General features: G+C 68.4%; 22 protein-coding genes. 13 read left to right on the plus strand and 9 right to left on the minus strand.

The window, feature by feature from the left end:
* The first annotated feature begins 59 nt into the window (after positions 1–59).
* The 5 genes from BLV92_RS18745 (at position 60) to BLV92_RS18765 (ending at position 5,425) form a co-directional block, all read left to right on the plus strand.
* Positions 60–917, plus strand: a complete 858-nt coding sequence (locus tag BLV92_RS18745) for an oxidoreductase (RefSeq protein ID WP_090547745.1) — start codon at positions 60–62, stop codon at positions 915–917.
* Between the two features lie 282 nt (positions 918–1,199).
* Positions 1,200–2,261: an LLM class flavin-dependent oxidoreductase gene (locus tag BLV92_RS18750; RefSeq protein WP_090551182.1), complete on the plus strand. Its 1,062-nt coding sequence runs from the start codon at positions 1,200–1,202 to the stop codon at positions 2,259–2,261.
* Positions 2,262–2,395: 134 nt separating this feature from the next.
* Positions 2,396–3,355 carry an aliphatic sulfonate ABC transporter substrate-binding protein gene (locus BLV92_RS18755; RefSeq protein ID WP_090547747.1) on the plus strand — a complete coding sequence of 320 codons (960 nt, stop codon included), beginning with the start codon at positions 2,396–2,398 and terminating at the stop codon, positions 3,353–3,355.
* A gap of 120 nt (positions 3,356–3,475) precedes the next feature.
* Positions 3,476–4,333 (plus strand): NADPH-dependent oxidoreductase, encoded by an 858-nt coding sequence (locus BLV92_RS18760; RefSeq protein WP_090547748.1) that lies wholly within the window; start codon positions 3,476–3,478, stop codon positions 4,331–4,333.
* A 189-nt stretch (positions 4,334–4,522) separates the two neighbouring features.
* On the plus strand, positions 4,523–5,425 hold the full coding sequence (locus BLV92_RS18765; RefSeq protein WP_090547750.1) for a ketopantoate reductase family protein: 903 nt from the start codon (positions 4,523–4,525) through the stop codon (positions 5,423–5,425).
* A 133-nt stretch (positions 5,426–5,558) separates the two neighbouring features.
* Here BLV92_RS18765 and BLV92_RS18770 read toward each other — a convergent pair whose 3' ends face one another.
* Together BLV92_RS18770 and BLV92_RS18775 are read right to left on the minus strand one after the other, a co-directional pair.
* Positions 5,559–6,782 carry an L-dopachrome tautomerase-related protein gene (locus BLV92_RS18770; protein WP_090547751.1) on the minus strand — a complete coding sequence of 408 codons (1,224 nt, stop codon included), beginning with the start codon at positions 6,780–6,782 and terminating at the stop codon, positions 5,559–5,561.
* A 220-nt stretch (positions 6,783–7,002) separates the two neighbouring features.
* A complete protein-coding gene (locus BLV92_RS18775) occupies positions 7,003–7,890 on the minus strand; it encodes a TauD/TfdA dioxygenase family protein (protein ID WP_090547753.1) in 888 nt (295 codons plus the stop codon).
* 196 nt (positions 7,891–8,086) lie between these two features.
* On the opposite strand from BLV92_RS18775, the gene BLV92_RS18780 reads away from it, so the two are divergent.
* The gene (locus BLV92_RS18780) at positions 8,087–8,395 is read left to right on the plus strand and encodes an EthD family reductase (RefSeq protein ID WP_090547754.1); all 309 of its coding nucleotides are present in this window, start codon (positions 8,087–8,089) and stop codon (positions 8,393–8,395) included.
* 258 nt (positions 8,396–8,653) lie between these two features.
* The gene (locus BLV92_RS18785; RefSeq protein ID WP_090547756.1) at positions 8,654–9,484 is read left to right on the plus strand and encodes an alpha/beta fold hydrolase; all 831 of its coding nucleotides are present in this window, start codon (positions 8,654–8,656) and stop codon (positions 9,482–9,484) included.
* A gap of 103 nt (positions 9,485–9,587) precedes the next feature.
* On the opposite strand, the gene BLV92_RS18790 is transcribed toward BLV92_RS18785, so the two are convergent.
* Together BLV92_RS18790 and BLV92_RS18795 are read right to left on the minus strand one after the other, a co-directional pair.
* Positions 9,588–10,853 carry an MFS transporter gene (locus BLV92_RS18790; RefSeq protein ID WP_090551185.1) on the minus strand — a complete coding sequence of 422 codons (1,266 nt, stop codon included), beginning with the start codon at positions 10,851–10,853 and terminating at the stop codon, positions 9,588–9,590.
* Positions 10,854–10,972: 119 nt separating this feature from the next.
* Entirely contained in the window at positions 10,973–11,896 is a 924-nt protein-coding gene (locus tag BLV92_RS18795) for a LysR substrate-binding domain-containing protein (RefSeq protein WP_090547758.1), read from the minus strand.
* A 348-nt stretch (positions 11,897–12,244) separates the two neighbouring features.
* Here BLV92_RS18795 and BLV92_RS18800 point away from each other — a divergent pair, with 348 nt between their 5' ends.
* Together BLV92_RS18800 and BLV92_RS18805 are read left to right on the plus strand one after the other, a co-directional pair.
* Positions 12,245–13,588, plus strand: coding sequence for a sensor histidine kinase (locus tag BLV92_RS18800; RefSeq protein WP_244283847.1), 1,344 nt, complete (start codon positions 12,245–12,247; stop codon positions 13,586–13,588).
* The gene (locus tag BLV92_RS18805; protein WP_090547760.1) at positions 13,585–14,613 is read left to right on the plus strand and encodes a response regulator; all 1,029 of its coding nucleotides are present in this window, start codon (positions 13,585–13,587) and stop codon (positions 14,611–14,613) included. The genes BLV92_RS18800 and BLV92_RS18805 overlap by 4 nt, the downstream gene beginning before the upstream one ends.
* A gap of 25 nt (positions 14,614–14,638) precedes the next feature.
* Here BLV92_RS18805 and cqsA read toward each other — a convergent pair whose 3' ends face one another.
* The 4 genes from cqsA to BLV92_RS18825 form a co-directional block, all read right to left on the minus strand.
* Positions 14,639–15,925 (minus strand): alpha-hydroxyketone-type quorum-sensing autoinducer synthase, encoded by a 1,287-nt coding sequence (gene cqsA / locus BLV92_RS18810; protein WP_090547761.1) that lies wholly within the window; start codon positions 15,923–15,925, stop codon positions 14,639–14,641.
* 417 nt (positions 15,926–16,342) lie between these two features.
* A complete protein-coding gene (locus BLV92_RS18815) occupies positions 16,343–17,458 on the minus strand; it encodes a GGDEF domain-containing protein (RefSeq protein ID WP_244283848.1) in 1,116 nt (371 codons plus the stop codon).
* A gap of 362 nt (positions 17,459–17,820) precedes the next feature.
* Positions 17,821–19,269, minus strand: coding sequence for a flavin-containing monooxygenase (locus BLV92_RS18820; RefSeq protein ID WP_090547764.1), 1,449 nt, complete (start codon positions 19,267–19,269; stop codon positions 17,821–17,823).
* A 114-nt stretch (positions 19,270–19,383) separates the two neighbouring features.
* The gene (locus BLV92_RS18825; protein ID WP_090547766.1) at positions 19,384–19,659 is read right to left on the minus strand and encodes a hypothetical protein; all 276 of its coding nucleotides are present in this window, start codon (positions 19,657–19,659) and stop codon (positions 19,384–19,386) included.
* 193 nt (positions 19,660–19,852) lie between these two features.
* Between BLV92_RS18825 and BLV92_RS18830 the strand changes: the two genes are divergently transcribed.
* The 4 genes from BLV92_RS18830 to BLV92_RS18845 are packed head-to-tail and all read left to right on the plus strand — an operon-like array spanning position 19,853 to position 23,987.
* Positions 19,853–20,929, plus strand: coding sequence for an LLM class flavin-dependent oxidoreductase (locus BLV92_RS18830; RefSeq protein WP_090547767.1), 1,077 nt, complete (start codon positions 19,853–19,855; stop codon positions 20,927–20,929).
* Positions 20,930–20,968: 39 nt separating this feature from the next.
* Positions 20,969–21,781, plus strand: a complete 813-nt coding sequence (locus BLV92_RS18835) for a class II aldolase/adducin family protein (RefSeq protein WP_090547769.1) — start codon at positions 20,969–20,971, stop codon at positions 21,779–21,781.
* The gene (locus BLV92_RS18840) at positions 21,781–22,374 is read left to right on the plus strand and encodes a cysteine dioxygenase family protein (RefSeq protein WP_090547770.1); all 594 of its coding nucleotides are present in this window, start codon (positions 21,781–21,783) and stop codon (positions 22,372–22,374) included. The genes BLV92_RS18835 and BLV92_RS18840 overlap by 1 nt, the downstream gene beginning before the upstream one ends.
* Complete coding sequence (locus BLV92_RS18845; RefSeq protein WP_090547772.1) at positions 22,371–23,987, plus strand: rhodanese-related sulfurtransferase; 1,617 nt, start codon at positions 22,371–22,373, stop codon at positions 23,985–23,987. Before BLV92_RS18840 ends, BLV92_RS18845 begins: the two co-directional genes overlap by 4 nt.
* Positions 23,988–24,041: 54 nt before the next feature.
* On the opposite strand, the gene BLV92_RS18850 is transcribed toward BLV92_RS18845, so the two are convergent.
* Complete coding sequence (locus BLV92_RS18850) at positions 24,042–24,953, minus strand: LysR family transcriptional regulator (RefSeq protein ID WP_090547774.1); 912 nt, start codon at positions 24,951–24,953, stop codon at positions 24,042–24,044.
* Positions 24,954–24,959: the final 6 nt, after the last annotated feature.

Below are 24,959 nucleotides of genomic sequence, written 5' to 3' on the forward strand. Positions count from 1 at the left end.
TTTCCCCCGCTCCCCATTGTGTGGCGCAACTGCCGCGCGTCCCCGTCAAAAGGAACCTCATGCCATCCGCTCACACCGCATCGTCCTCCCCCGTCTGGTTCATTACCGGCTGTTCGACCGGATTCGGCCGGGAACTCGCGCTTGCCGTCCTCGATAAAGGCTGGCGCGCCGTCGTCACCGCCCGTCAACCCGGCTCCCTCGCGGAATTCGTCGAACGCTACGGCGACCGCGCACTGGTACTCGCACTCGACGTCACCCAGCCCGCGCAGATCCAACACGCGGTCGAAGAAACCCTGCAACGGTTCGGCCGCATCGACGTGCTGGTCAACAATGCCGGTTATGGCTATCTGGGCGCCATCGAGGAAGGCGACGATCAGGACGTGCGCGCGATGTTCGAGGTCAACTTCTTCGGCGTGGCCGATACCATCAAGGCCGTGCTGCCGACGATGCGCGCACAGCGCGCGGGGCACATCGTCAACATCACGTCGGTCGGCGGCCTGATCGGCAATCCGGGAAGCGGCTACTACGCCGCCACCAAGTTCGCGGTGGAAGGCCTGAGCGAAGCGTTGGCCGCCGAGACGGCCGAGCTGGGCATCAAGGTGACGGCGGTCGAACCCGGACCGTTCCGGACCGATTGGGCAGGACGTTCGCTGAAGCAGGCCAAAAACCCGATCGAAGCCTATGCGGCGGGCGCCGGCAAACGCCGCGCCGCGATCTCGGCCGGCAGCGGCAAGCAGCCGGGCGATCCGGCGCGCGCAGCGCTGGCGATCATCGCCGCCGTGCAGTCGCCCAACCCGCCGGGCCATCTGATTCTCGGCAGCAATGGACTGGAGCGCGTGAAGGCGAAACTGGACACGCTGCAAGCCGAGATCGCCGCATGGGAAGCGACCACCATCAGCGCCGATTTCCCCGAGTGAACAGAATATCCCCGTGACGGCCGGCTCGATTCCCGTGCGATCGGACCACGGGATCGAGCGCCCGACGCCGGTTCGTTTCCGCCGGCTGTCGATCGGCAGCAGTCACACGCGAAACGCACAGACGCCCCCCTTTCACGAACCTTATGACACCGAAAGCACGGCGTCCGCACAGCCGCAAATTCCATATCGGCAAATCGTTAGCTGGAGAAATTGGATCGCGCGGCCGCGCGGCTGATGCATCATGACCGGCTCTTTCAAGCTCCGCTTTATGCAGGACCGTTCATGCCGGCCAACTCTCCCCGTTTCGGCGTCTGGGCGCTCGTTCATGGCAGCCGCGCCGCGCTGCAAGACCCCGCCGAGCCGTACGACGCATCGTGGGCGCGCAACAAGGCGCTCGTGCTCGAAGCCGAACGTCTCGGCTACGACTCGGTGCTCGTCGCGCAGCACACGATCAATCCGCACGATCCGCAGCTCGATCAGCTCGAAGCGTGGACCGCGTCGGCCGCGCTCGCCGCGCTGACCGACCGCATCGAGATCATCGCGGCGATCAAGCCGTATCTGTACCACCCGGTCGTGCTCGCGAAGATGGCGCAGCAGATCGAGCACATCAGCGGCGGCCGCTTCGCGATCAATCTCGTGAACGCGTGGAACCGCCCCGAACTCGAACGCGCGGGCATCGGCTTCGCGGAGCACGACGCGCGTTACGCGTACGGGCGCGAATGGATCACGGTCGTCGATTCGCTGCTGCGCGGTCAGACCACCCGCTTTCACGGCGAGCACTTCCAGATCGACGATTACGCGCTGCGGCCCGCCGATCCGTTCCGCGCGCGTCCGCGTATCTACGTCGGCGGCGAGTCGGAGCCGGCCCGCCAGCTCGTCGCGGACAAGGGCGACGTGTGGTTCGTCAACGGCCAGCCGATCGAGGACGTCGAGAAGCTGCTCGCGGACGTCGGCTCGCGCGCGCGGCCCGCGGGTCAGCCGCCGCTGCGCTTCGGGCTGTCCGCGTTCGTGATCGCGCGCGAGACGGACGGCGAAGCGGACGCGCATCTCGCGCACCTGTTCGCGCTCGCCGCACAGGACAAGCCGCTGCGCGAGCGCCAGAAGGTCAACATCGATCCGAACGCGGTGATGTTCCAGACCTTCGCGCAGTCGCCGCGCGTCGGCTCGAACGGCGGCACCGCGGCGGGGCTAGTCGGCAGCTACGACACCGTCGCTCGACGGATCGCCGCGTTCCACCGGGTCGGCATCGAACTCTTCATGCTGCAGTTCCAGCCGTTCGAGGCGGACATGCGCGCATTCGCGGAGCACGTGATTCCGCGCGTGCGCAAGCTGCTGGCCGAATAAACGGCGAACGGACCGCCGGCGCGAACCAACGCGCCGGCTTTCAGTTGGATATGCGAATTTGTTGGAACGGGCGATGCGGACTGCATCCTACAATCGTCGCACCGTATCGCCTCCCTCTTCGCTATCGGACTCCCATGCAATCCAGCAGACGCAGGTTCCTTCGCAACGTTTCGGTCGCGGCGCTCGGCGCGGCGACGCTGCCCGCGGCACGCGCCGCCGACGCGCGCACGCTGCGCATCGGCTATCAGAAGTTCAACACGCTGAACATCCTGAAAGGCACCGGCAATCTGGAGCGCGCGTTGCAGCCGCTCGGCTGGTCCGTCCACTGGGCGGAGTTCGCGGCCGGTCCGCAGTTGACCGAAGCGTTGAACGCGGGCGCGCTCGACTTCGGCCACGCGGCGGACACGCCGTCCGCGTTCGCGAACGCAGCCGGCGTCAACGCGGTGTATCTCGGCGCGGAGCAGCCGTACCCGAAGGGCATCGGCATCTTCGTGCCGGCCGATTCGCCGCTCCGCTCGATCCGCGACCTGAAGGGCAAAAAAGTGGCGATCGGGCGCGGCTGGAACGTGCAGTATCTGCTGGTGCGCGCGCTGAACGAAGCGGGGCTGCAATACGGCGACATCCAGCCGGTCTATCTGACGAGCGCGGCCGACGTGAGCGCGACGTACCTGTCGAAGAACGTGGATGCGGCCGGCCTGTGGGACCCGTTCCTCGCGAGCCAGCAGATCGCGACCGCGCCGCGCATCCTGCGCGACGGCACCGGCCTGTCGAACAACCGCACGTTCCATCTCGCGCGCCCGTCGTTCGTGAACGACAACCCGGACGTGATCCGCGTGCTGTTCCAGGAGCTGAAGAAAACGAATGCGTGGACGCAGTCGCATCCGCAGGAAACCGCCGACCTGCTCGCGCCGCAGCTCGGCGTGAAGCCCGACGTGCTGAGGCTGTCCACGGAGCGCCGCCACTACACGACGGTCGCGGTCACGCCGGACATCGTGAAGGAGCAGCAGGACATCGTCGATACGTTCCATGCGCTCGGGCTCGTGAAGGAGCGCGTGGACGTGGCGCGCTTCGTGTATCCGCACGTGCTGGTCTGACGCGTTTGCCCGCGTTTTCCCGGGTACGGCTAACATAGCGGCCGAACGCGCGACGCACGGCACGAGCCGCAGCCCTGCCCCGCGCCGCGCGAAGCCATCGAGTCCCGCCACGGAGAACGCATGTCCGACGTCACCACGCCCCAACCCGCCGCCGACGCGGCGACTTCCGCCGAAGCCGCGCTGAACGCGCGCTACGGCACCCACTGGAACACCGCGCTGCCCGCATGGAACGCGACGCTCGACACGCTGCTCGCGCATCGCTCGGTACGCGCCTACGCGAACCGGCCGCTGCCGGCCGGCACGCTCGAAACCCTGGTCGCGGCCGCGCAGTCGGCGGCCACGTCGTCGAATCTGCAAACGTGGAGCGTCGTCGCGGTCGAGAACCCGGCGCGCAAGGCGCGGCTGTCGGCGTTCGCGGCGAACCAGTCGCACGTGCGCGAAACGCCGCTCTTCCTCGTGTGGCTTGCGGACCTGTCGCGGCTCGAACGCGTCGCCGCGCGGGCCGGCGCGCCGCTCGAAGGCGTGCATTACCTGGAAACGTTCCTCGTCAGCGCGATCGACACGGCGCTCGCCGCGCAGAACGCGGTCGTCGCGGCCGAATCGCTCGGCCTGTCCACCGTCTATATCGGCGCGATCCGCAATCGTCCGGAGGAAGTCGCCGCCGAACTCGGGCTGCCGCCGCGCGTGATGCCGCTGTTCGGCCTGTGCGTCGGCTACGAGGACGAAACGAAGCGCGCGGCGGTGAAGCCGCGTCTGCCGCAGCAGGTCGTGCTGCATCGCGAGCAGTACGACGCGGCTTCGCAGCAGCAGGGCATCGGCGGCTACGACGACGTGTTCGCCGCGTTCCAGACCTCGCAGGGCCTCGACGACGCCGGCTGGGTCGCGCGCTCGCTCGGCCGCTGGCGCAGCCGCGAGTCGCTGCACGGCCGCGACCGTCTGCGCGACGCGCTGAACGCGCTCGGTTTCGAACTGCGCTGACGTTAGGATTTTCTCTTCGGGAAGCGTGAATCGAGGGCCGCCGCGGCGGCCCGCTTTCATTGCGGCCGATGCCGGCGCTGCCCATCTCCGCCGCGCCGTGCTATTTTCCGCGTGGACGCGATGCGCGTCGCGCCGGCCGGACCGCGCACGCGAACCGCTCTTCGAACGAATCGTCACGGGAATCTCTTCATGAAAGTCGCGGTAATGGGCGCGGGCGCGGTGGGCTGCTATTACGGCGGGATGCTCGCGCGCGCGGGACACGACGTCGTGCTGATCGGCCGTCCGCAGCACGTGGACGCCATCCGGCGCAACGGGCTGCATCTCGAACTCCAGGGCGACGACTGCCACGTGCGCGTCGAGGCGAGCACCGGGGCCGCCGCCGTCGCGGGCGCGCAGCTCGTGCTGTTCTGCGTGAAATCGACCGACACCGACAGCGCGGCCGCCGCGCTGAAGCCGCATCTCGCGCCGGATGCGCTCGTGCTGTCGCTGCAAAATGGCGTCGACAACGCGGAACGGCTGCGCGCGGCGCTGCCGCAGGCAGTCGCGGCGACGGTCGTCTACGTCGCGGCCGAGATGGCCGGCCCCGGCCACGTGCGCCACCACGGGCGCGGCGAACTGGTGATCGAGCCGTCGAACGCGAGCGAAACGGTCGCGGCCGCGCTGATCGAAGCCGGCGTGCCGACCGAAATCTCCGCGAACGTGCGCGGCGCGCTGTGGACGAAGCTGATCCTGAACTGCGCGTACAACGCGCTGTCCGCGATCTCGCAACTGCCTTACGGCAAGCTGGTGCAGGTCGAAGGCGCGACCGCGTCGATGCGCGACGTGGTCGCCGAATGCGTGGCGGTCGCGCACGCGGACGGCGTCACGCTGCCCGGCGACGTCGATGCGGCAGTGAAGCGGATCGCGGAAACGATGCCGGGCCAGTTCTCGTCCACCGCGCAGGACCTCGCGCGCGGCAAGCGCAGCGAGATCGACCATCTGAACGGCTACGTCGCGCGGCGCGGCGAGACGCTCGGCGTGCCAACGCCCGCGAACCGGATGCTGCATACGCTCGTGAAGCTGCTCGAAAGCAAAACGCAGCCGGCTAGCTGATTTCGCGCGCAGCCGGCGTGTCGGGCGCACCCGGCATGATCCGCCCGCCGCGCCGGCGTCGGTCGCACCGCTCTCGCCGCTCTCGCCGCTTGCACCACTTGCGCGCGACGCGGATCGCGCGCCGCGACTTCACTCATCCGGCGAACAACCCCGCCGGCTGCTTCGGCAGCGCCACGCGGAAGATCGTGAACTTCCCTTCGCGCGGATAACCGTTCGAGAAGTTCACCTCGTGCAGATGCGAATCCGCGAAATACAGGTAATCGTTCTGCAACGCGAAGCCGTCCGCCCACGACACCTGCTTCGGCTCGTCGACGAGCGTGCGCTGTACGAGCGCCGGCTTGCCGTCGCGCACGACCGGCGTCAACGCGACCACCGTCCGGTGTTCGAGGTCGCCGCCGTACAGCACGCCGTCGCCGCCCATCAGCAGGCCGCCGGTCAGCGCGTAGTCGCCAAGATACTGCTTGCGCTGCGCGAGCGCGGTGGCGGACAACGACTCGTCGATCAGCGCATCGACCGGAATGCGCCAGTAGTGGTGGTCCGTCAGCGGCCGGTAGTACAGCCAGTCGCGCTCCGGCGACAGCGCGATGCCGTCGGTTTGCAGCACGAGCACGCCGCCGTCCGGCTTGCGCGCGATGCGGTCGCCGAACCTCAGGTGCTGGTCGGGATCGGACACGCTCGACCGGTCGCCGGCGAGCACGAGGCGCGACTTGCCGTCGCTCAGCCGCGTGACGACCACGCCGCCCTGATTGCCCGCGTTGCTGATGAACGCGTAGCCATGCTTCAGGTCGATCCGCACGTCGTTCAGCGAGTCCTTCGGCGTCGCGACGCCTTCGAACGTGTACACGCGCAGCAGCTTGCCGCTCGGAATGTCGAACTCGACCAGCCTGGGCGGCTGCGTGCGCTGATCGACCGACGGTAGCGACGAATCGAGCGCCCATAGCCGGTCGCGTTCGTCCACCCACAGCGCCTGCACCGAGATCCATTGCTGGTCGCCCGGCCGGTCGGCCCGGTACGTATTCCAGGCGCTGTCCGGGAACGGCAGCAGCGCGCCGGTCCGCAGATCGACTTCGACCATGCTGTAGCGCGACCGCTTGATCGATGCGGGCGCGGTCGCAAACACGCGGCCGGTGCGCGATACGCCGATGCCGACGAGCCGGAAGTCGTCGTCGAACGTCGCGACGGTTTCGAGGCGCGGCTTGCCGCCGGCAGGCGCGGCGCCCGATGCAAACGCGCTGGCCGCCGCCGACGCGGCCTGTGCCGCCTGCGCGACAGCCGCGATCCATGGTGCAAGAAGCGTCGCGCCGAGCGCGGCGACGACCTGCCGGCGGCCCGCCCGGCATAAATGCGCTGCTGTCATACCGTCTCCCGGGACTCGTTCGAATGATCGGGCAGACCCGGCAAATTCGCTGCCCGCCCATCAGCATCGGGCATCCGGAACGGGCAGGAGGTTCCCGGCGCAGGGCCGCAAGGCCAAAATGAAACGCGGCGCGCGGGATCAACCCGCGCGCCGCGCAAGCAAAAAGCAGGGAATCGTCAGCGCGCCGAAACCCTCGTCGACGGCGCGGCGAAAGCGGTCGTCAGAACGGCTCGTCGCCCTCGATCGTCGTGCGATACATCTTACGGCGCAGATGGTCCGGCGTGCCGGCCGCGAGGTGCATCAGCGAGCGGTTGTCCCAGAACACGAGGTCGTGCGGCTGCCACACATGCCGGTACACGTGCTCCGCGCGCGTGCTGTGGTCGAACAGTTGCTGGAGCAGCGCATCGCTTTCGTCCTGCGGCAGCCCGACGATGCGCGTCGTGAAGTGCTCGCTGACGAACAGCGCCTTGCGCCCCGTCTCCGGATGCGTGCGCACGACCGGCTGCACGACCGGCTTCACCTGGTCCAGTTGCTCCTGCGACAGATTCGGCCGCCACGGGCTGCGCCGTTGCAGTTCCGCATACTTCGCGAGATACGTATGCTCGGCGCGCAGCCCTTCGACCTTGCGCTTCAGTTCGTCGGGCAGCGTGTCCCATGCGAGGTGCATGTTCGCGAACAGCGTGTCGCCGCCTTCGGACGGCAGTTCCTGCGCGTGCAGCAGCGAACCGAGGCTCGGCCGCTCCTTGTACGACAGGTCCGAATGCCAGAAGTGGCCCGCGTCGCCGAGGCCGATCGGCTTGCCGTTCTCGACCACGTTCGACACGATCAGGATCTCCGGATGGCCCGCCAGCTGAAACTGATGCAGCACGTGGATCTGCAACGGACCGAAGCGGCGACTGAACGCGATCTGCTCGTCCGGCGTGATCCGCTGGTCGCGGAACACCAGCACGTGATGGTCGAGATGCGCGCGGTGGATGCGCGCAAAGTCGTCGGCGGGCAGCGGCTGCGACAGGTCGAGGCCGAGCACTTCCGCGCCGACCGGCGCGTCGAACGGACGGATTTCGATTGACTGCTGCGAGCGCGCGGGCGCGGCGGAGGCGGTGTTCACGGATGACGGTCCTTCGGCAAGACGGATGGCGGGTCCGCGCGATCGAAACAATCCATGCGATCGCGGACGAACCGCAAATCTAGCCGCACACGCGGCCGCGATCAACAAACGAAAACTGAAATGCTTATCTGGCCGGCGCGCGTAGAATGCACGCGAGCACCCCCCGTCACGACACGATAACCCCGGAGACACGAACATGGCCAAGCTCGTCGTGCTGTACAAGAAGCCGTCCAACCCCGCGGCGTTCGACGCGCACTACGCGTCGACCCACGCGCCGCTCGCGAAGAAGATTCCCGGCCTGACGCGCTATGAGATCAGCACCGGGCCGGTCTCGACGCCGCAGGGCGAGTCGCCATGGCATCTGGTCGCGATCCTCGGCTTCGATTCGGTTGACGCGTTGAAGGCGGGGCTTGGCTCGCCGGAAGGCCGCGCGGCGGCCGGCGATCTCGCGAACTTCGCGCAGGCGGGCGCGGAACTGCTGATATTCGATACGAAGGACGCGTAACGCGTGACCGCGCGTGATGCTTGACGCGCGGCGCGGAGAAGAGCCTCTTCGGGGGACCGCCAAAGCGGCGGTCGCATCGCTTCTCCGCGTCCTCGCGGTCGGACGCTCATCCAGGAGTTCATGGTCCCGCCGCCGGTCGCGCAGGCAACCGCGCGAGATGCTGTCCATCGACGACCGGCCGAAGACAGCGACCGGCAAGATCCAGCATTTCCGGCTGCGCGAGCATCTATAGAAGCTACCGAAGGAACAGTCCACGACATGAGCACCGACACCCAGTTTGCCGACCTGCCCGCCACCGCGACGCGCGGCGCGCTGCGCCTCGAATACCGCTGGATCGACGCGGCGCGCGCCGACGCGCCGCTCGCGGTGTTCCTGCACGAAGGGCTGGGGTCGATCGCGATGTGGAGGGACTGGCCGCGCTCGCTGTGCGAGCGGCTCGGCATGCGCGGCCTCGTGTGGTCGCGGCCCGGTTACGGGCGCTCGACGCCGCGCCCGCACGACGTGAAGTGGCCCGCCGATTTCCTGTCGCAGCAGGCGCGCGACGTGATGCCGGCGCTGTTCGACGCGCTCGGCATCGACGCGGGCGCGCGCGAGCGCATGTGGCTGATCGGGCACAGCGACGGCGGCTCGATCGCGCTGCTGTACGCGGCCGCGTTTCCGCGCGCGCTGGCCGGCGCGGTCGTCATCGCGCCGCACGTGTTCGTCGAGGACGTCGCCGTCGAAAACATCGCGGCAACGAAAGCCGCATACGAAAGCGGCGACCTGCGCGCGAAGCTCGCGCGTTATCACGACGACGTCGATTCCGCGTTCTACGGCTGGAGCGACATCTGGCTGAACCCGGACTTCCGGCAATGGAACATCGTTGAGACGCTGCGGACGATCCGCTGTCCGCTGCTCGCGGTACAGGCGCACGACGACCACTACGGGACGATGGCGCAGATCGACACGATCGGCACGCCGGTGCGCCATGCGCGCATTCATCCGCTCGCGCGCGGCGGACATTCGCCGCATCGCGACGCGCCGGAGGCGTTGAACGACGCGATCGTCGGGTTCGTACACGACCAGCAGGCGCATACGTCGACGGCATAACGACGATGAAAGGAAGCGCACGGCGGCGTTGTCGAAACGACGCCGCCGCGCGACCTATCCCGGCAACGCGGCGATAAACCCGCCCCGTCGATACAGCCCGCCCTCACCTCGCCGACACCGCCCCAGCCAGGTCCCCCGCCTCCCCCGCCGCCGTATCGTCGATCGCGAAATGCAGCAGCGCCGCGACGAGCCCCGCCACCGCCGTCGCGCCCCAGATCAGCGAATACGAGCCGGTCACGTCGAACACATAACCGCCGAGCCATGCGCCGAGAAACGACCCGAGCTGATGGCTCAGGAAGCACACGCCGAACAGCGTGCCGAGGTGGCGCATCCCGAACACCTTCGCGACGAGTCCGCTCGTCAGCGGCACCGTGCCGAGCCACGTAAGCCCCATCAGCGCGGCGAACACGACGACCGACAGCGTCGATTTCGGCAGCAGGAAAAACGCGCCGATCGTCACGCCGCGCACCACGTACAGCCAGCCGAGCACCCGCTGTTGCGGGTAGCGTCCGCCGAGCCAGCCGCACGCCCAGCTGCCCGCCATGTTGAACAGGCCGATCAATGCGAGCGCGGTCGCGCCGAGGCCCATCGGCATGTGGCACAGGAACAGATAACCCGGCAGATGCGTCGCGATGAACGCGAGCTGGAAACCGCACGTGAAAAACCCGAGCGTCAGCAGCCGGTAGCCGCGATGCGCGGCCGCCTGCGCGAGCGCGTCGCGCAGCGAAGGCGCTGCACGGCCGCCGCCAGATGGCGCGTGCGACGCACCCACGTCCCGCCCACGCGAAAGCATCAACCCGAACGGCGCCGCAAGCAGCATCAAAAACGCGAGCGCGAACAGCGACATCGATACGCCGCCCCACTCGCGGACGATCTGCGCGAACGGCACCATCAGCACCTGGCCCGCCGAGCCGCCCGCGCTCGCGAGCCCCATCGCCATGCTGCGCCGGTCCGCGCCCGCGTCGCGGCCGACGGCGGTCAGCACGACGCCGAAGCTCGTGCAACTGATGCCGATGCCGACCAGCACGCCCATCCCGATCACCAGCGCGAAGCCGTTCGGCGCGACCGCCGCGAGCGCGAGCCCGGCCGCGAACGTGGCCGCGCCGAACGCGACGACCGGCGCCGGTCCGTGGCGATCCGCGGCCGCGCCCGCGAACGGCTGCGCGAATCCCCACACGAGGTTGTGAAGCGCGATCGCGAACGCGATCAGCGTGACCGGCATGCCGCGATCGAACGAAAACGGCCCGATGAAAAGCCCGAACGTCTGCCGCGCGCCCATCGCGGCGCTCAGGATCACCGCGCCCGCGGCAATCGCGAGCAACGGGTGCGGCCGGACCGCGGCCGCATGGCGGCTGTCTGTTGTGGACATCGTGTGCATCCTCCTTGCGCGCATGTTCGCAAGGACGCGTCCGGCCCGACAAACGAAAAGATTTCGCGTACGGGTGAATGCGATTCAACCGTGCGCGGCGCGGGCGCTCATGCGGGCGCTCACGCGGACAGCGGCGCGGCGCGCGTGAGCGTGCGCGCCTCGTCGAGCAGCCACTGGCGGAACACGGCAAGGTCCGGCCGGTCCTCCGCGCCTTCCGCGCACACGAGCCAGTACGCGGTCTGCGCGGCGACGACCCGGTCGCTCGCCGCGACGAGCACGCGCGCCGCGAGATCGCGGTCCGCAAGAGGACGGCGGCCGATCGCAACGCCGAGTCCCATCGCGGCCGCCTCGAACGCAAGCTGGATCGTGTCGAAGCGCAGCCCGCCCGCAGTGACGATGCCGTCCGCCGCCGCCGGCCCCGCCGCATCGAGCCACGCCGGCCAGTCCTCGCTCGCGGAGTCGACATGGATCAGCGTCGCGCGGCGCAGGTCGATCCGGCCGTCGTCAGCGCGCAGCGTATCGAGATACGCGGGGCTGCCGACCGGCACCAGGGACTCGCCGAACAGCCGCGTCCAGGCCGCGCCGGCCACCGGGCCGCGGCTCAGGCGGATCGCGAAGTCGAAGCCGTCGACCGGAAACGCGACCTGTCGCTGCGAGGTGTCCACGCTGACACCGAGGTTCGGCCAGCGCGCGCGGAACGCGGACAGCGCCGGCAGCAGCCAGCGCGACGCGAGCGTCGGCGCGCAGCTGACCGAGATCGTGCGGTGCGCGCGCCGGTCCGGCAGCCGCTGCGTGCCGATCGCGATCAGCGCGAACGCCTCCGCGACGTACGGCAGATACAGTTCGCCCTCCGGCGTCAACGACAGGCCGCGCGGCTCGCGCACGAACAGATCGACGCCGAGCGACTGTTCGAGCGCGACGATCCCGTGGCTGACCGCGCTCGGCGTCACGTTCAGTTCGGCGGCGGCGAGCTTGAAGCTGCGCAGCCGTGCGGCGGCCTCGAAGAAGCGCAGCGCGGACAGCGGCGGAAGGCGAAGCGGCATGTGGGGCTTCTCTGTCGGGTGGCGTGGGGTGCGTCGAACGGGATATGAAGCGGTACATGCGGAACCTCTCGCGCGCCGCCTCGCATGCATACCGATGCGCACAGCATAGGCGAACCGCCGCCGCGCGCTCGGGCATGAACAGGCCCACGCTGCGAACGCCGCCCGCCCGGCCGCTTCGCGTTCCGGCGCGGCAATGATGATATCGTCTGCCATGCTGTCGGTGCCGGACCGCGCCGGACGCGACGCGCGGACGCGGGGGTCCGCGACGGCGGCGCACGCGGCGCGCATCGTAGCGGTCCGCAGCGGGCCGCCGCGGACCGGCATCAACGGCTGAACGATTCGGACCACATGAGCGCATCGAAAACATCTCAATGGATCATCCGCGCGTACGCATCGATGCGCCCGCGCATCGCGCACGCGTTCGAGCCCGCGCTGCGCAACCTGCAATACGTGAAACGGCGGATGCGCCCGCTCGCCGCGATCGCAATCGTCGGTTTTCCGCTGTACTACTACGTTTGGCGCGATCTATTCCCACAGCCCTACGAGAATCTGACACTGCGCCTGATCGGCGCGGCGCTGTTCGTGCCGATCCTGTTCTTCGACCGCTGGCCCGCGTTCGCGAAAAAATGGCTGCCATGGTACTGGTACCTGTCAAGCCTGTATGCGCTGCCGTTCTTCTTCACGTTCATGCTGATGAAGAACAACGGCTCCGAGGTGTGGGTCGAAAGCGCGCTGATCGCGGTGTTCGTGATGGTGCTGCTGCTCGACTGGCTGATGCTCGTGCTTCAGTTCGTGACCGGCATCGGCCTCGCGGTGCTCGTCTATTTCCTGAGCGCCGACCCGGCCACGCTCGGCGCGAACTATCTGACGCATCTGGCGATCTTCTCGTTTGCGATCGCGATCGGCGCGATCGCGAATTACGATCAGGAACGCATACGGGTCGAACAGGAACGCGCGATGCTCGCGACCGCGGGCAGCGTCGCGCACGAACTGCGCACGCCGCTCGTCGCGATCCGCGTCGGCGCGGCCGGGCTCACGCGTTATCTGCCGCTGCTGCTCGAAAGCTACGACCTCGCGCAGCGCAACCGTTTGCCGGTGCCGAAAATACGCATCGCGCACCTGCATTCGATGCAGGGCGTCGTGTCGCGCATCGAGCAGGAGGCGCTGCATTCGAACGCGATCATCGACATGCTGCTCGCGACCGCGCGCTTCAGCGGCGGCAACGCGCAGCACAACACGCCCTGCTCGATCGCGCATTGCGTGGAGAGCGCGCTCGACCGCTATCCGTTTCGCGAAGGCGAGCGCCGCCGCGTATCGTGTGCGCTCGCAGCGGATTTCATGTTCGTCGGCTCGGAAATGCTGATGGTGCACGTACTGTTCAATCTGCTGAAAAATGCGTTTCGGCATATGGGCAGCATCGAGCATGCGGCGATCACGATCCACACGGAAACCGGCACGCGCGCCAACCGGCTGATTTTTCGCGACACGGGAACCGGCATTTCGCCCGAAGTATTGCCGCACATCTTTACGCGCTTTTATACTTCATCCACCACCACCGATGACGTGTCGCTCGGAGCAGGAATCGGGCTGGCCTTCTGCCACGATGTCATGCATGCGATGGGGGGGACCATCACCTGCTCTTCGGCGAAGGGCCAATACACCGAGTTCGTTCTGACATTCCCGCCGCCATGACGATAGACATCAAGCCGTTTTCGTTTCCGACCACGGTCGCGTTCGTCGATGACAGCGCAGCATTCCTGTCGAATCTGAGCCTGCAGCTGGACCCGCAGCTCGCGTTCCGGCTGTTCAGCTCGCCGGCGAAGGCGCTGCAGTTCCTGAACGAACCGTCGGCGGCGTCCGACCCGGGCGCGGAGCCGCTGCTCGCGCCGTATCGCGACCGCACCGAGGAAAACGATGCGCATCAGGTGATCGCGATGAGCGTCGATGCGATCCGCAGCCAGGTGCACAACGCGGAACGCTTCGAATCGACGTCGGTCGTCGTCGTCGATTACGACATGCCGGAACTGAACGGCGTCGAGTTCTGCCGCCGCATCGAGAACCCGTCGATCCGTAAGATCATCCTGACCGGCAAGGCGGACGAGCACGTCGCAGTGAAGAGCTTCAACGAAGGGCTGATCGACCGTTTCATCCGCAAGCACGACACCGACGCAGTGGATGCGCTGAACCGCGCGGTCGAGGACATGCAGAATGCGTATTTCGACAAGGCGTGCCGCACGATCCTCGACGGACTCGCGGTGTCCGAATACGGATTCCTGAAGGATCGTGCGCTCGCCGCGCACGTGAACGGTATTTTCGATTCATTGGGCATCGTCGAGCACTATCTGTCGTATCAGCCGAACGGGCTGCTGATGTTCGACAGCGCCGGCACGCCGTACCTGATGATCATCCACACCGACGAATCGCTGCGCGGCGTGCGCGAGATCGCCGTCGAGCAGCGCGCGCCCGCCGACTTTCTCGCGGAACTCGACAGCCACCGCAGTCTCCCGTATTTCTGGCGCACCGAGGGTTATTACCCGGCGCAATGCGTGCAGTGGCAGCCGTATATGCATCCGGCATCGGTGTTCGACGGCGAGCGCCGTTACGTCTATTCGATCGTGCGCAAGCCGGCCGGCTTCGCGCTGGACCACATCGTCCCTTACGACCGTTATCTGCAACGGCTCGACGAGGAAATCCAGGCGGCGTGGCGTTCCCGCTGACGCCACGCACGCCGCCCGCGCGCCGTCAGGCGGCCACCGCGACCGGCGCGGACTGAAGCGCGCGCACGCGGGCCGGCTTGCGGTTGGCGTTGCGGCGCGTGGACGGCCACTTGTCCAGTTCCACCTCGTCGCGAATCTCGTCGCACACTTCGACAATCCGTTCCAGTTCGTCGGCCGTCAGCGCCGCGTTGATCGACAGCCGCACCAGCGAGCGGTTCTGCGCGGTCGCCGGCGCGCAGAACACCGAGCCGAAGATGCCGCGCGTTTCGAGCGCGTCGCGCAGCACGATCGTCTGCGGCTCCGGTCCGGCTTCGAGCGCGATGATCTGGCTCTGGCTGTCGTTCAGGTTGTAGCCGAGGTCGGTGAGCCGCTCGCGCAGGTAACGCGCGTTCGACGCGACGGCGCTGCGCCGCCAGTCGTCGCGCTCGATCACGTCGAGCGTCGCCGCGAGGCCCATCACCTCGTGCGGCAGCAGCGTCGAACTGAAGATCGCCGGCAGCGATTCGCACTTGAAATACTCGTGGAATTCGCGCGAGCAGGTGACGAAACCGGCGCGGCCCGCGAACGCCTTCGCGAGACTCGCGGTGCGGAAATGCACGCGGTCGGTCAGCCCCAGTTCGACGACGAGCCCCGCGCCGTTCGGACCGTGCGTGCCGAGCGAATGCGATTCATCGACGACCAGCACGCAGTCGTGTTCCGCGCACACGTCGGCGACGGCGGTCAGCGGACACACGCTGCCGTTCGTGCTGTACACCGAATCGACGATCACGATGCCCGGCCCGAAACGCTGGATCCGCTGTTCGAGATGATCGACGTCGTTGTGGAAGAAACTGACCGCCTGCGCGCCGGCGCTGCGCACGCCTTCCCACAGCGACATGTGCGCCATCATGTCGACGTACACCGGCGTCTGCGCCGACGCGATCGACTGGATCAGCCCGGTGTTCGCCGCGAAACCGGACTGGCACAACACGCCCGCGTCCGCGTGCATGTAAGACGCGAGCCGGTCTTCGAGATGCAGTTGCGGACAATCGTCGCCGTGCAGGAACACGCCGGACATCAAGAGGCCGTTGCCTTCCGAGCGGATGCAGCGCGCCATCGCGTCGACGATTTCCGGATGCCGCGCGATCGACAGATAGTCGTTGCTCGACAGATGCAGCGCGTCCGCCCCCGGCACGCGCCCTTTCATGATGTGACCGCCGGACCAGCTTTTCTGGACCCGTTCTTCGTAGTAGCGTGCCACACGTGAAGCCAGAAAACCCGGCAGCGGCGCGTTCTGGACTCGTGCGTTTTTCAGGTTGATGAGGTTGCTCACTTCAGGCTCCTTATGATGGGTGATGGTCGCCCCCCGCAGGCGACGCCTCTCTATAGTGAGCCTTTACCGCGATAAAGCCATAAATTGCCTGCACGTAAACGGCAGATGATGCGTGATGCATAAATCTGCGCGACGTTGCGCGCAGCGGCCGGAGCCGATCGTGAGAATAGCTCTTGTTTTACGGGCCGAACGGGGACGGAGCGTCACGGATTCGTCATGACGCTCGCGCTCGGGGTAGCGCTAACACGCGCGGGGTGGATCGACGGATAAAACGGTTGCGGGTGGCAACGAAAGCGCAGAGCGCGCTTGCCGTCCTTGCGGTCGAACGTGGGCGGCGGAACCGGGCCGCCGCGCCTTCACCCAGGGATTCCGAAGCATTCTGGCACGCGATTCAAACCCATCGCGCCGCCCAAATCGTCACGCAGCGATCACCACGCGGTCGCGCCCCGACGTCTTCGCCGAATACAGCGCGGCGTCCGCCCGGCCCATCAGGTCCGCGAGCGTATCGCCGCTGCGATACTCGTCGACGCCCGCGCTGAACGTCACGCTGCGATCCGGCAGGTCCGGATCGTCGGTCGGATGCGAGCGGCGGTCGAAGCGCGACTTCACGCGTATGGCGTCCACGCGCGCGAGCGCGTCGTCGCGCGCGATGCCCGGAAACAGCAGCGCGAATTCTTCGCCGCCGAGCCGCCCGAACAGGTCGGACTCGCGCACGCTGACCGTCATCAGCCGCCCGAAGCGCGCAAGCACGCGGTCGCCGGCCGCGTGGCCGTAGCGGTCGTTGATCGTCTTGAAGTGGTCGATGTCGATGATCGCGATCGACAGCCGCGTCTCGTGCCGGCGCGCGCTGTCGAGCAGCGCCTCGGCGCGCGCGACGAACGCGCGGCGCGTCAGCGCGCCGGTCAGCTCGTCGAAATTCGCGAAGCGTTCGAGCCGTTCCGCGAGCCGGTCGTGCGCGAGCATCACCATGCCGATCGTCAGCGCGGACGGCGCCAGAATGCCGAGCGCGAGGAACGCGGTGTTGAGCGGGGTCGCCTGCAGCAGCGCGGCCTGCGCTTCCCAGCCGCTCGCGTAGACGACCCCGCGCGACGCATGGCCGAGCGCGCCGAGCCACGACGCGATCGTCACGAACCGGTAGCTGTATGCGGGGCGGCCGGGCGGATGGCCGCGCCATGCGGTCCAGCCGATCGCCACGTAGATCCACGCATGAAACGCGGACACGAGCACGATCCGCGCGTTGATGTCCGTCTTGACCCAGGTCCAGTACGCGATGCCGGCGAGCACGGCCGCGCAGCCCGCGTAAGCGGCGCGCAGCGACGGCCGCCGCCCGAAGAACTGCCGGCAGCCTTCGAGCACCAGCACGATCGAGATCGCGAAGATGCCGTTCGCGGCGAGAATCGACAGCAGCGCGGGCGCGGCGCGCTGAAGCGAGAACAGCACGAGCCCGACGACCGCGAGCGCATTCGCGCCCATCCAGCGGCGCACGCCCGGGATGCGGGCCGGCAGCAGCGACCCGAGGATCGCCACGCTCATGATGCTCGAAAGCATCGTTACGATAAGGATACTGACTGGATTTAGCATTCGCGCCGCGAGGCCCCATGGGCCGTATCAAACCGGACGCACGGCGCGGGCGCGGCGGCCGCGTGACTGCGTGCGTGATCCGGGGACCACGCAGGTTAACGGCGCGGCGGGCGAAAAGTTTAACAATGGCGGTTACAGGGCGGCGGGCGACCGGCGGCAATGGAGCGGCCGCTCAGCCCCGTTGCGGCTGCATGCGATGGGTTGCGTTGCGCGCGAAACGACTCGTGAAAGGTCGCGATGCGTTTGCTGCGGCGCGGCACGCGCATCGCGTCCGCATCCGTCGCACGGTCGTAACAACCGTCACGATCGACGGATCACGCGGCGTCGACCCGCTCCCCGTCCCACAGCCGGTGCGCGTACGACGACGCATCGAAATCGGCGGGCACGTCCGCGCGCATCCGCGCTTCGTGCGCGTCGAGGTCCGCGAGAAACAGGTCGCGGCTGATGCGCCGGACCACCGCCGGGATATCGCGCTTCATGCTCGGCACGTCGCCGACCGGCAGCCCGAAGCTGACGAACCCGGCCGGGTTGTACACGTGGATGTCGCGCAGATACGGCGCGTCGCCGGGCCGCTTCTCCACGTATTCGAGCGCCGCGCCGAGATACGGATGCGCGCCGAGCGCGTCGTCCTCGTCGCCGGCCGGCGGCTGGTAGCGGTCGCGCCACAGCAGCACGCGCGCGGCGAAATCCGCGAGTTCGGGGCGCGCGGCGACGTCGATCGCGTAACCGGTGCCGGCGATCACGAAGTCGAACGCGAACGGCTCGCCCGCGACACGCGCCTCCACCTTGTCGCCGGCCGCGTGCGCGCTGTCCCACTGCACGCCGGCATGCAGATGGAAGTTGTCGAACGCGGTCACGCGATCGACCGCATCCGCGGGCGGCGTCGAACCCGAGCGCCGGAAGCGCAGCGCCTGCGCCCAGCGGATCGAATCGGGCAGTTCGAAGTAGTTGTCGTATGCGCCCGGATACGCGCGCGCTCGCGTAACCGGCACCGCCGGCAGCGACGCGCGGCGCACGAATAGATGCACGTCCGCCGCGCCCGCTTCGAGCGCGGTCGCGGCCGCGTCGAACGCGGACGCCGCGCCGCCGACCACCGCGACCGACTTGCCGCGCAGCGCCGCGAAGTCGATCGCGTCGGACGTGTGCGCGAGACGCTCGCGCGGCAGCGCCGCGAGCACGGCCGGCAGGTTCGGCCGTCCGTTGCCGGCCACGCCGTTCGCGAGCACGATCTTGCGCGCGGTCTCGACGACGCTACGCTCACCGCCTTCGTCGCGGATCGTCAGATGCAGGCGGAAATGATCGCCGGCCGGCTCGATCCGCGCGAGCGTCGTGCCGTAGCGCACCGGAATGTCGAGCACGCGCCGATACCACGCGAGATAACCGGCCCATAGCGTGCGCGGGATGCGGTCGAACTGCGCGTACGCTTCCGCGCCGAAGCGCGCCTCGTGCCACGCCTGAAAACTCAGGCCCGGCAGCCCCGCTTCCGGCCCCGGCAGCGACTTCGGCGTGCGCAGCCGGTTCATCCGCGCGCGGTTCAGCCAGACGCCGGCGCGCGCTTCGTCCGGCGCCGCGTCGATCGCGCTCACGCGGCCGATGCCCGCGCGGCGCAGCGCGAACGAGAACGCCGCGCCGGTCTGCCCGCCGCCGACGATGAACACGTTGTGATCGATGCCGGGCCGGTCCGGCACCCAGTTGTCGGGCGCGGGGCCGATCAGGCGCAGGGTGTCGAGGGCATGCTGGTCCGGATTCGTCGCAGAGTTCATGGCGGCTCGTTCTTCGCATTCGGGTTGGAAGGATCGCGACGCAGTATCCGCGCCGCGTCGCGCGGCGGCCAACCAACAAATTCCGCTTTGCTTATCGATGCGCGCGGCGCGCGCTCATTCCGGCGGCAGGTCGCCGACGAACGGGAACATGTCGAACGTGTAGCCCATGTTGAAGTAGCCCGCGCGCGCATAAACGGCGATCCGTTCGAGCCGCTCGGCCTGCGCCTCCGTGCGGCTTTCGCCGTCCTGGTCGCGCGCAGCGCGTTGCGCGTCCTGCGAACCGCGCTCATCGGATGCGCTGCCGCCGGCCCCGGCGGCCTGCGTCCGCGGATGCAGGAACGCCAGCGGCCGCGCGACGACCCTCCGCGATAACGACGCCAGTATCGACATCACACACCTCCGTTTCGAGCGGTTCTGCGTCGAATCTAGTGAGCGCATCCCCCGCGCGCAACGAAGCAATCGTGCAATGCAATCCCGCCGCGATCGCATGCGCGGCCGATATCTTTATCTGAATTTACTATTTAAACGCTGCATAACGCGGTGATAGCCTCTCCCGATCCGAATCCACCCGCGAGGAGCCAACGTGAGCGTCGAATTCATCGGCATGATCCAGCAGCGCAAGGTATCCGAAACCCATCTGCCGCAAGGGCCGGCAATCGACACCGACTATGTGCGGTCATTCGCGCAGGCGCACGAGAACGCGGGCTTCGACCGCATCCTCGTGCCGCACAGTTCGACGAGCCCGGACGCAGCAATGACGATCGCGTACGCGGCAAGCGTCACGTCGCGCGTGCACTTCATGCTCGCGCACCGTCCGGGCTTCGTCGCGCCGACGCTCGCCGCGCGCCAGATCGCGACGCTCGACCAGTTCTCCGGCGGCCGCCTCGCGGTCCACTTCATCTCGGGCGGCAGCGACGCCGAGCAGCGTCGCGACGGCGACTATCTGGACCACGACGAACGCTACGCGCGCACCGACGAATACCTGCATCTGCTGCGCCGCCTGTGGACCGAGGACCGTCCGTTCGATCACGAAGGCCGCTTCTACCGCTTCGAGCAGGGTTTTTCCGAAGTGAAGCCGAAACAGAACCCGCACGTGCCGGTGTATTTCGGCGGCGCGTCGGCGGCCGCGCTCGACGTCGCGGGCAAACACGCGGACGTCTATGCGCTGTGGGGCGAATCGAAACAGCAGGTGGCCGAACTGATTGCGCGCGTGCGCGCCGAGGCCGCGAAGCATGGCCGCGACGTGCGCTTCTCGGTGTCGTTCCGGCCGATCCTCGCCGCGACCGAGCAGGCTGCGTGGGAACGCGCGGAACACATCCTCGAAGAGACGCGGCGGCTGCGCGTCGAACAGGGTTTCGCGCGCGGCGGACCGCAGGAAAGCGAGGGCGCGCGCCGCCTGCTCGCGGCGGCCGGCGACGGCGTGCGCGCGGACGAACGGCTGTGGACCGCGATCGCGAAGGAAACCGGCGGCCGCTCGAACACGACCGCGCTCGTCGGCACGCCGGAACAGGTCGCGCAGACGCTGGCCGACTATTACGACCTCGGCGTGACGACGTTCCTGATCCGCGGCTTCGATCCGCTCGAAGACGCGCTCGACTACGGCCGCGAACTGATCCCCGCGACGCGCGCGCTGACCGCGCGTGCGCGCCGCGCCGCCTGACGCGCACGCCCCCACGATACGACAAGGACCGCCGACCCCATGAGCACCGCCCTCTCCGACGCCCCGACGCTCGCGTTCCGCAGCGAGCCCGTCCGCAAGTTCTGGTTCGACGACGACGCCCCCGCGCGTTCGCTCGCGGAAGAACGCCGCCACCGCCAGGAACGGCTCGCCGGCGCGTTCCGGCTGTTCGCGCGCTACGGCTTCTCGCAGGGCCTCGCCGGCCACATCACCGCGCGCGATCCCGAATGGACCGACCACTTCTGGGTCAATCCGCTCGGCCGCCACTTCGGGCGCATCCGCGTGTCCGACCTGCTGCTGGTGAACCGCCACGGCGAGATCGTCGTCGGCGAAGGCCCGCTGAATCAGGCCGCGTTCGCGATTCACGCGGCGATCCACGAGGCGCGGCCCGAGATCGTCGCGGCCGCGCATACGCACTCGCTGTACGGCAAGGCATGGTCGACGCTCGGCCGCACGCTCGATCCGCTGACGCAGGACTCGTGCGCGTTCTACGAGGATCACACGCTGTTCGACGACTTCCAGGGCGTCGTGCTGGACACGAGCGAAGGCGCGCGCATTGCCGACGCGCTCGGTCCGCGCAAGGCGGTGATCCTGAAGAATCACGGCATCCTGACCGCCGGCCCGACCGTCGAGGCCGCCGCATGGTGGTACATTGCGCTCGACAACGCGTGCCACGCGCAACTGCTCGCGGAGGCGGCCGGCAAGCCGCAGCCGATCCCGCACGACGTGGCCGCGCTCACGCATGCGCAGGTCGGCCGCCCCGGCGGCGCGCTGTACTCGTTCGAGAGCCTGTACGAAGGGCTCGTCGCGGAAGAACCGGAACTGCTCGACTGATGACGATACGAAAACTGCGCGATTTCGTCGGCGCCATCGCGGCGCTCGTCGATGAGAATCCGCGCGAAGCGGAACTGATCGAACGCGGCTCGGCCGCGCTGCGCGAACTGGTGCGCGTCGACGACTGGCTGCCGGACGCGTTCGCGCAGCCGTCGCCCGAGCGCTACCAGCAATTCCTGCTGTACGCGGACGTGCGGCAGCGCTTCTCGGTCGTCAGCTTCGTCTGGGGGCCGGGCCAGGCCACGCCGGTCCACGATCACACCGTATGGGGCTTGATCGGCGTGCTGCGCGGCGCGGAACTCGCGACGCCGTACGCGCGCGACGCCGGCGGCGCATTGCGGCAGAATGGCGACGACGTGCGGCTCGAACGCGGCGACGTCGAGGCGGTGTCGCCCACGATCGGCGACATCCATCGCGTGCGCAACGCGTTCGACGACCGCGTGTCGATCAGCATTCACGTGTACGGCGCGAACATCGGCGCGGTCCATCGCTCGACGTATCCGCCGGACGCGCCGCCGAAGCATTTCATCTCGGGTTATTCGAACGACGTGATCCCGAACCTGTGGGACCTCAGCAAGGAACGCATTCAGTGACAGTGAAGAAGTCATTTCCGGCGCGCAGTTACGCCGACGTGCGCGCGGCGCTGCTCGCGAAGCGCGAGATCGCGCTGCTCGACGTGCGCGAAGAAGATCCGCACGCGCAATGCCATCCGCTCTTCGCGGCGAACTTCCCGCTCGCGCGGATCGAACTCGACGCGTATGCGCGGCTGCCGCGCCGCGACGTGCCGATCGTGCTGCTCGACGCGGGCGAAGGGTTTGCCGCGCGCGCGGCCGAACGGTTCGACGCGCTCGGCTATACCGACGTCGCGCTGCTCGAAGACGGCCTCGACGGCTGGATACGCGCGGGCGGCGAAGTGTTCCGCGACGTGAACGTGCCGAGCAAGGCGTTCGGCGAGTTCGTCGAGGCGCAGCGGCATACGCCGTCGCTGTCGGCGGAGTCGGTCGATGCGCTGCTGAAGAGCGGCGACGACGTGGTCGTGCTCGACGCGCGCCGCTTCGACGAATACCAGACGATGAACATTCCGGGCAGCATCAGCGTGCCCGGTGCGGAACTGGTGCTGCGCGCCCGCGCGCTCGCGCCGAACCCGGCAACGCGCGTGATCGTGAACTGCGCGGGCCGCACGCGCAGCATCATCGGCACGCAGTCGCTGGTGAACGCGGGGCTGCCGAACCCGGTCGCCGCGCTGCGCAACGGCACGATCGGCTGGACGCTCGCCGGGCAGACGCTCGAACACGGCAGCGGCCGGCAGTTCGACCCGCACGCGGGCCGCGACGCGGCCACGCTCGACACGTCGCGCCACGCGGCGGCCACGCTCGCGGACCGCGCGGGCGTGGGCCGCACGACGCTCGCCGAGGCCGCGCGCTGGGCCGCCGATCCGGCGCGCACGACCTATCGCTTCGACGTGCGCACGCCCGCCGAATACGAACGCGCACACGCGCCGGGTTTTCGCGGCGCGCCGGGCGGCCAGCTCGTACAGGAAACCGAAATGTTCGCGCCGGTGCGCGGCGCGCGCGTCGTGCTGTTCGACGACGACGGCGTGCGCGCGAACATGACCGCGTCGTGGCTCGCGCAGATGAACGTCGACACCTATGTGGTCGAGCACGCGTCGGCCGACGACCTGACCGAAACCGGCCCGTCGCCCGGCGACAAGCCGGCCGCACCGCCGTCCGACACGATCGAACCGCACGCGCTCGCCGCGCTGCTCGACGATCCGGCGAGCGGCACCGTCGTGCTCGATTTCACGACGAGCGCGAATCACGTGAAGGCGCACATTCCGGGCGCTCACTGGGTGCTGCGCTCGCGGCTCGCGCCGGCGTACGACGACCTGCGCGCGCTGCCCGATGCGAAGCGCTACGTCGTCACCTGCGGCAGCAGCGCGCTCGCCGCGTATGCCGCGCCCGAGGTCGCCGCGCTGACCGGCAAGCCGGTGCAACTGCTCGAAGGCGGCACCGCCGCGTGGGTCCGCGCGGGACTGCCGGTCGAGAGCGGCGACACGCGGCTCGCGTCGCCGCGCATCGACCGCTACCGGCGTCCGTATGAAGGCACCGACAATGCGCGCGAAGCGATGAACGCGTATCTGGAATGGGAATACGGCCTCGTCGCGCAGCTTGAACGCGACGGCACGCATGGGTTCTTCGTGATCTGAACGCACGCGGCGTTCGCAGCTTCGACGCGAACGCCGCTGTCCATCGCAGCGCGGCTACGCCGCGCGTGCGAGTCTTGCCGCGTCGAACTGCTGCGCGACGCTGTCCGCGAGCACCGAGATCGCGGTTTGCATCCGGCCCGGCGCACGCGGATGCACGATCCATACCGTGATTTCAGGCCTGAAATCGCTGACCTGCACGACGTCGAGCCGCGCCGCATGTGGGCTCGCCTGCAACAGCGGCAACGGCACTAGCCCGAGGCCAACGCCGTCCGCAACGAGCCCGAGTTGCAATTCGGTGCCGAGCGTTTCGAGGTTCAGCTTCAGCGTATGGCCCTGCCCCGCCAGCGCGTGCTGCAACCCCGCGCGAAAACCGCAGCCGTCCGGGTTCAGCACCCAGCCCAGCGACTGGCATTCCGCGAGCGTATGCGGCCGCTTCTTCAACGCGCCCTTGCGCGCGACCACCGCGAGTTTCAGCGTGCCAAGCGATGCGCCCGCGAGCGCATCGGGCAACGCGCGGTTGGCCGGCAGCAGCACCGCCGCGGCGTCGAGTTCGCCGTCCCCGACCTTTTGCAGCAGCGGCCCGCCCCACCCGGTCGATACGCGCGCATGCAGATCGGGATGCGCTTTGCGCAGCGCCTGCAACGCACCGGGCAGCGCGACGTCCGCGACGGTCTGCGCGACGCCGATCCGCAGCACGCCCGCGAGCGAGGCATCGTCGGTCACGAGATGCAGCAGCGCATCGACTTCGCGCACGATCGCGCGACACTGCTCGTAGACGACGCGACCCATCGGCGTCGCCTTCAGCGGCCGCGTATTGCGGTCGAACAGTTCGACGCCGAGCGTCTCCTCGAAGTTCTGGATGCGCCGCGTGACGGCCGGCTGCGTCAGTTGCAGCGACTCCGCCGCGTGACTCAGCGACGGACTCTGCACGACGGCGACGAACGCCTCGATCTCATCGAGTTTCATCGGGCT

The sequence above is a fragment of the Paraburkholderia caballeronis genome (assembly GCF_900104845.1).
GTDB lineage: Bacteria > Pseudomonadota > Gammaproteobacteria > Burkholderiales > Burkholderiaceae > Paraburkholderia > Paraburkholderia caballeronis.

Coding starts and splice junctions, on each gene's coding strand:
- BLV92_RS18745 (WP_090547745.1), top strand. CDS start 60: ATGCCATCCGCTCACACCGCATCGTCCTCCCCCGTCTGGTTCATTACC.
- BLV92_RS18790 (WP_090551185.1), bottom strand. CDS start 10,853: ATGTCCACAACAGACAGCCGCCATGCGGCCGCGGTCCGGCCGCACCCG.
- BLV92_RS18770 (WP_090547751.1), bottom strand. CDS start 6,782: ATGACAGCAGCGCATTTATGCCGGGCGGGCCGCCGGCAGGTCGTCGCC.
- BLV92_RS18765 (WP_090547750.1), top strand. CDS start 4,523: ATGAAAGTCGCGGTAATGGGCGCGGGCGCGGTGGGCTGCTATTACGGC.
- BLV92_RS18800 (WP_244283847.1), top strand. CDS start 12,245: ATGAGCGCATCGAAAACATCTCAATGGATCATCCGCGCGTACGCATCG.
- BLV92_RS18755 (WP_090547747.1), top strand. CDS start 2,396: ATGCAATCCAGCAGACGCAGGTTCCTTCGCAACGTTTCGGTCGCGGCG.
- BLV92_RS18815 (WP_244283848.1), bottom strand. CDS start 17,458: ATGAGCGTGGCGATCCTCGGGTCGCTGCTGCCGGCCCGCATCCCGGGC.
- BLV92_RS18825 (WP_090547766.1), bottom strand. CDS start 19,659: ATGTCGATACTGGCGTCGTTATCGCGGAGGGTCGTCGCGCGGCCGCTG.
- BLV92_RS18820 (WP_090547764.1), bottom strand. CDS start 19,269: ATGAACTCTGCGACGAATCCGGACCAGCATGCCCTCGACACCCTGCGC.
- BLV92_RS18835 (WP_090547769.1), top strand. CDS start 20,969: ATGAGCACCGCCCTCTCCGACGCCCCGACGCTCGCGTTCCGCAGCGAG.
- BLV92_RS18805 (WP_090547760.1), top strand. CDS start 13,585: ATGACGATAGACATCAAGCCGTTTTCGTTTCCGACCACGGTCGCGTTC.
- BLV92_RS18795 (WP_090547758.1), bottom strand. CDS start 11,896: ATGCCGCTTCGCCTTCCGCCGCTGTCCGCGCTGCGCTTCTTCGAGGCC.
- BLV92_RS18760 (WP_090547748.1), top strand. CDS start 3,476: ATGTCCGACGTCACCACGCCCCAACCCGCCGCCGACGCGGCGACTTCC.
- BLV92_RS18750 (WP_090551182.1), top strand. CDS start 1,200: ATGCCGGCCAACTCTCCCCGTTTCGGCGTCTGGGCGCTCGTTCATGGC.
- BLV92_RS18850 (WP_090547774.1), bottom strand. CDS start 24,953: ATGAAACTCGATGAGATCGAGGCGTTCGTCGCCGTCGTGCAGAGTCCG.
- BLV92_RS18840 (WP_090547770.1), top strand. CDS start 21,781: ATGACGATACGAAAACTGCGCGATTTCGTCGGCGCCATCGCGGCGCTC.
- BLV92_RS18785 (WP_090547756.1), top strand. CDS start 8,654: ATGAGCACCGACACCCAGTTTGCCGACCTGCCCGCCACCGCGACGCGC.
- BLV92_RS18780 (WP_090547754.1), top strand. CDS start 8,087: ATGGCCAAGCTCGTCGTGCTGTACAAGAAGCCGTCCAACCCCGCGGCG.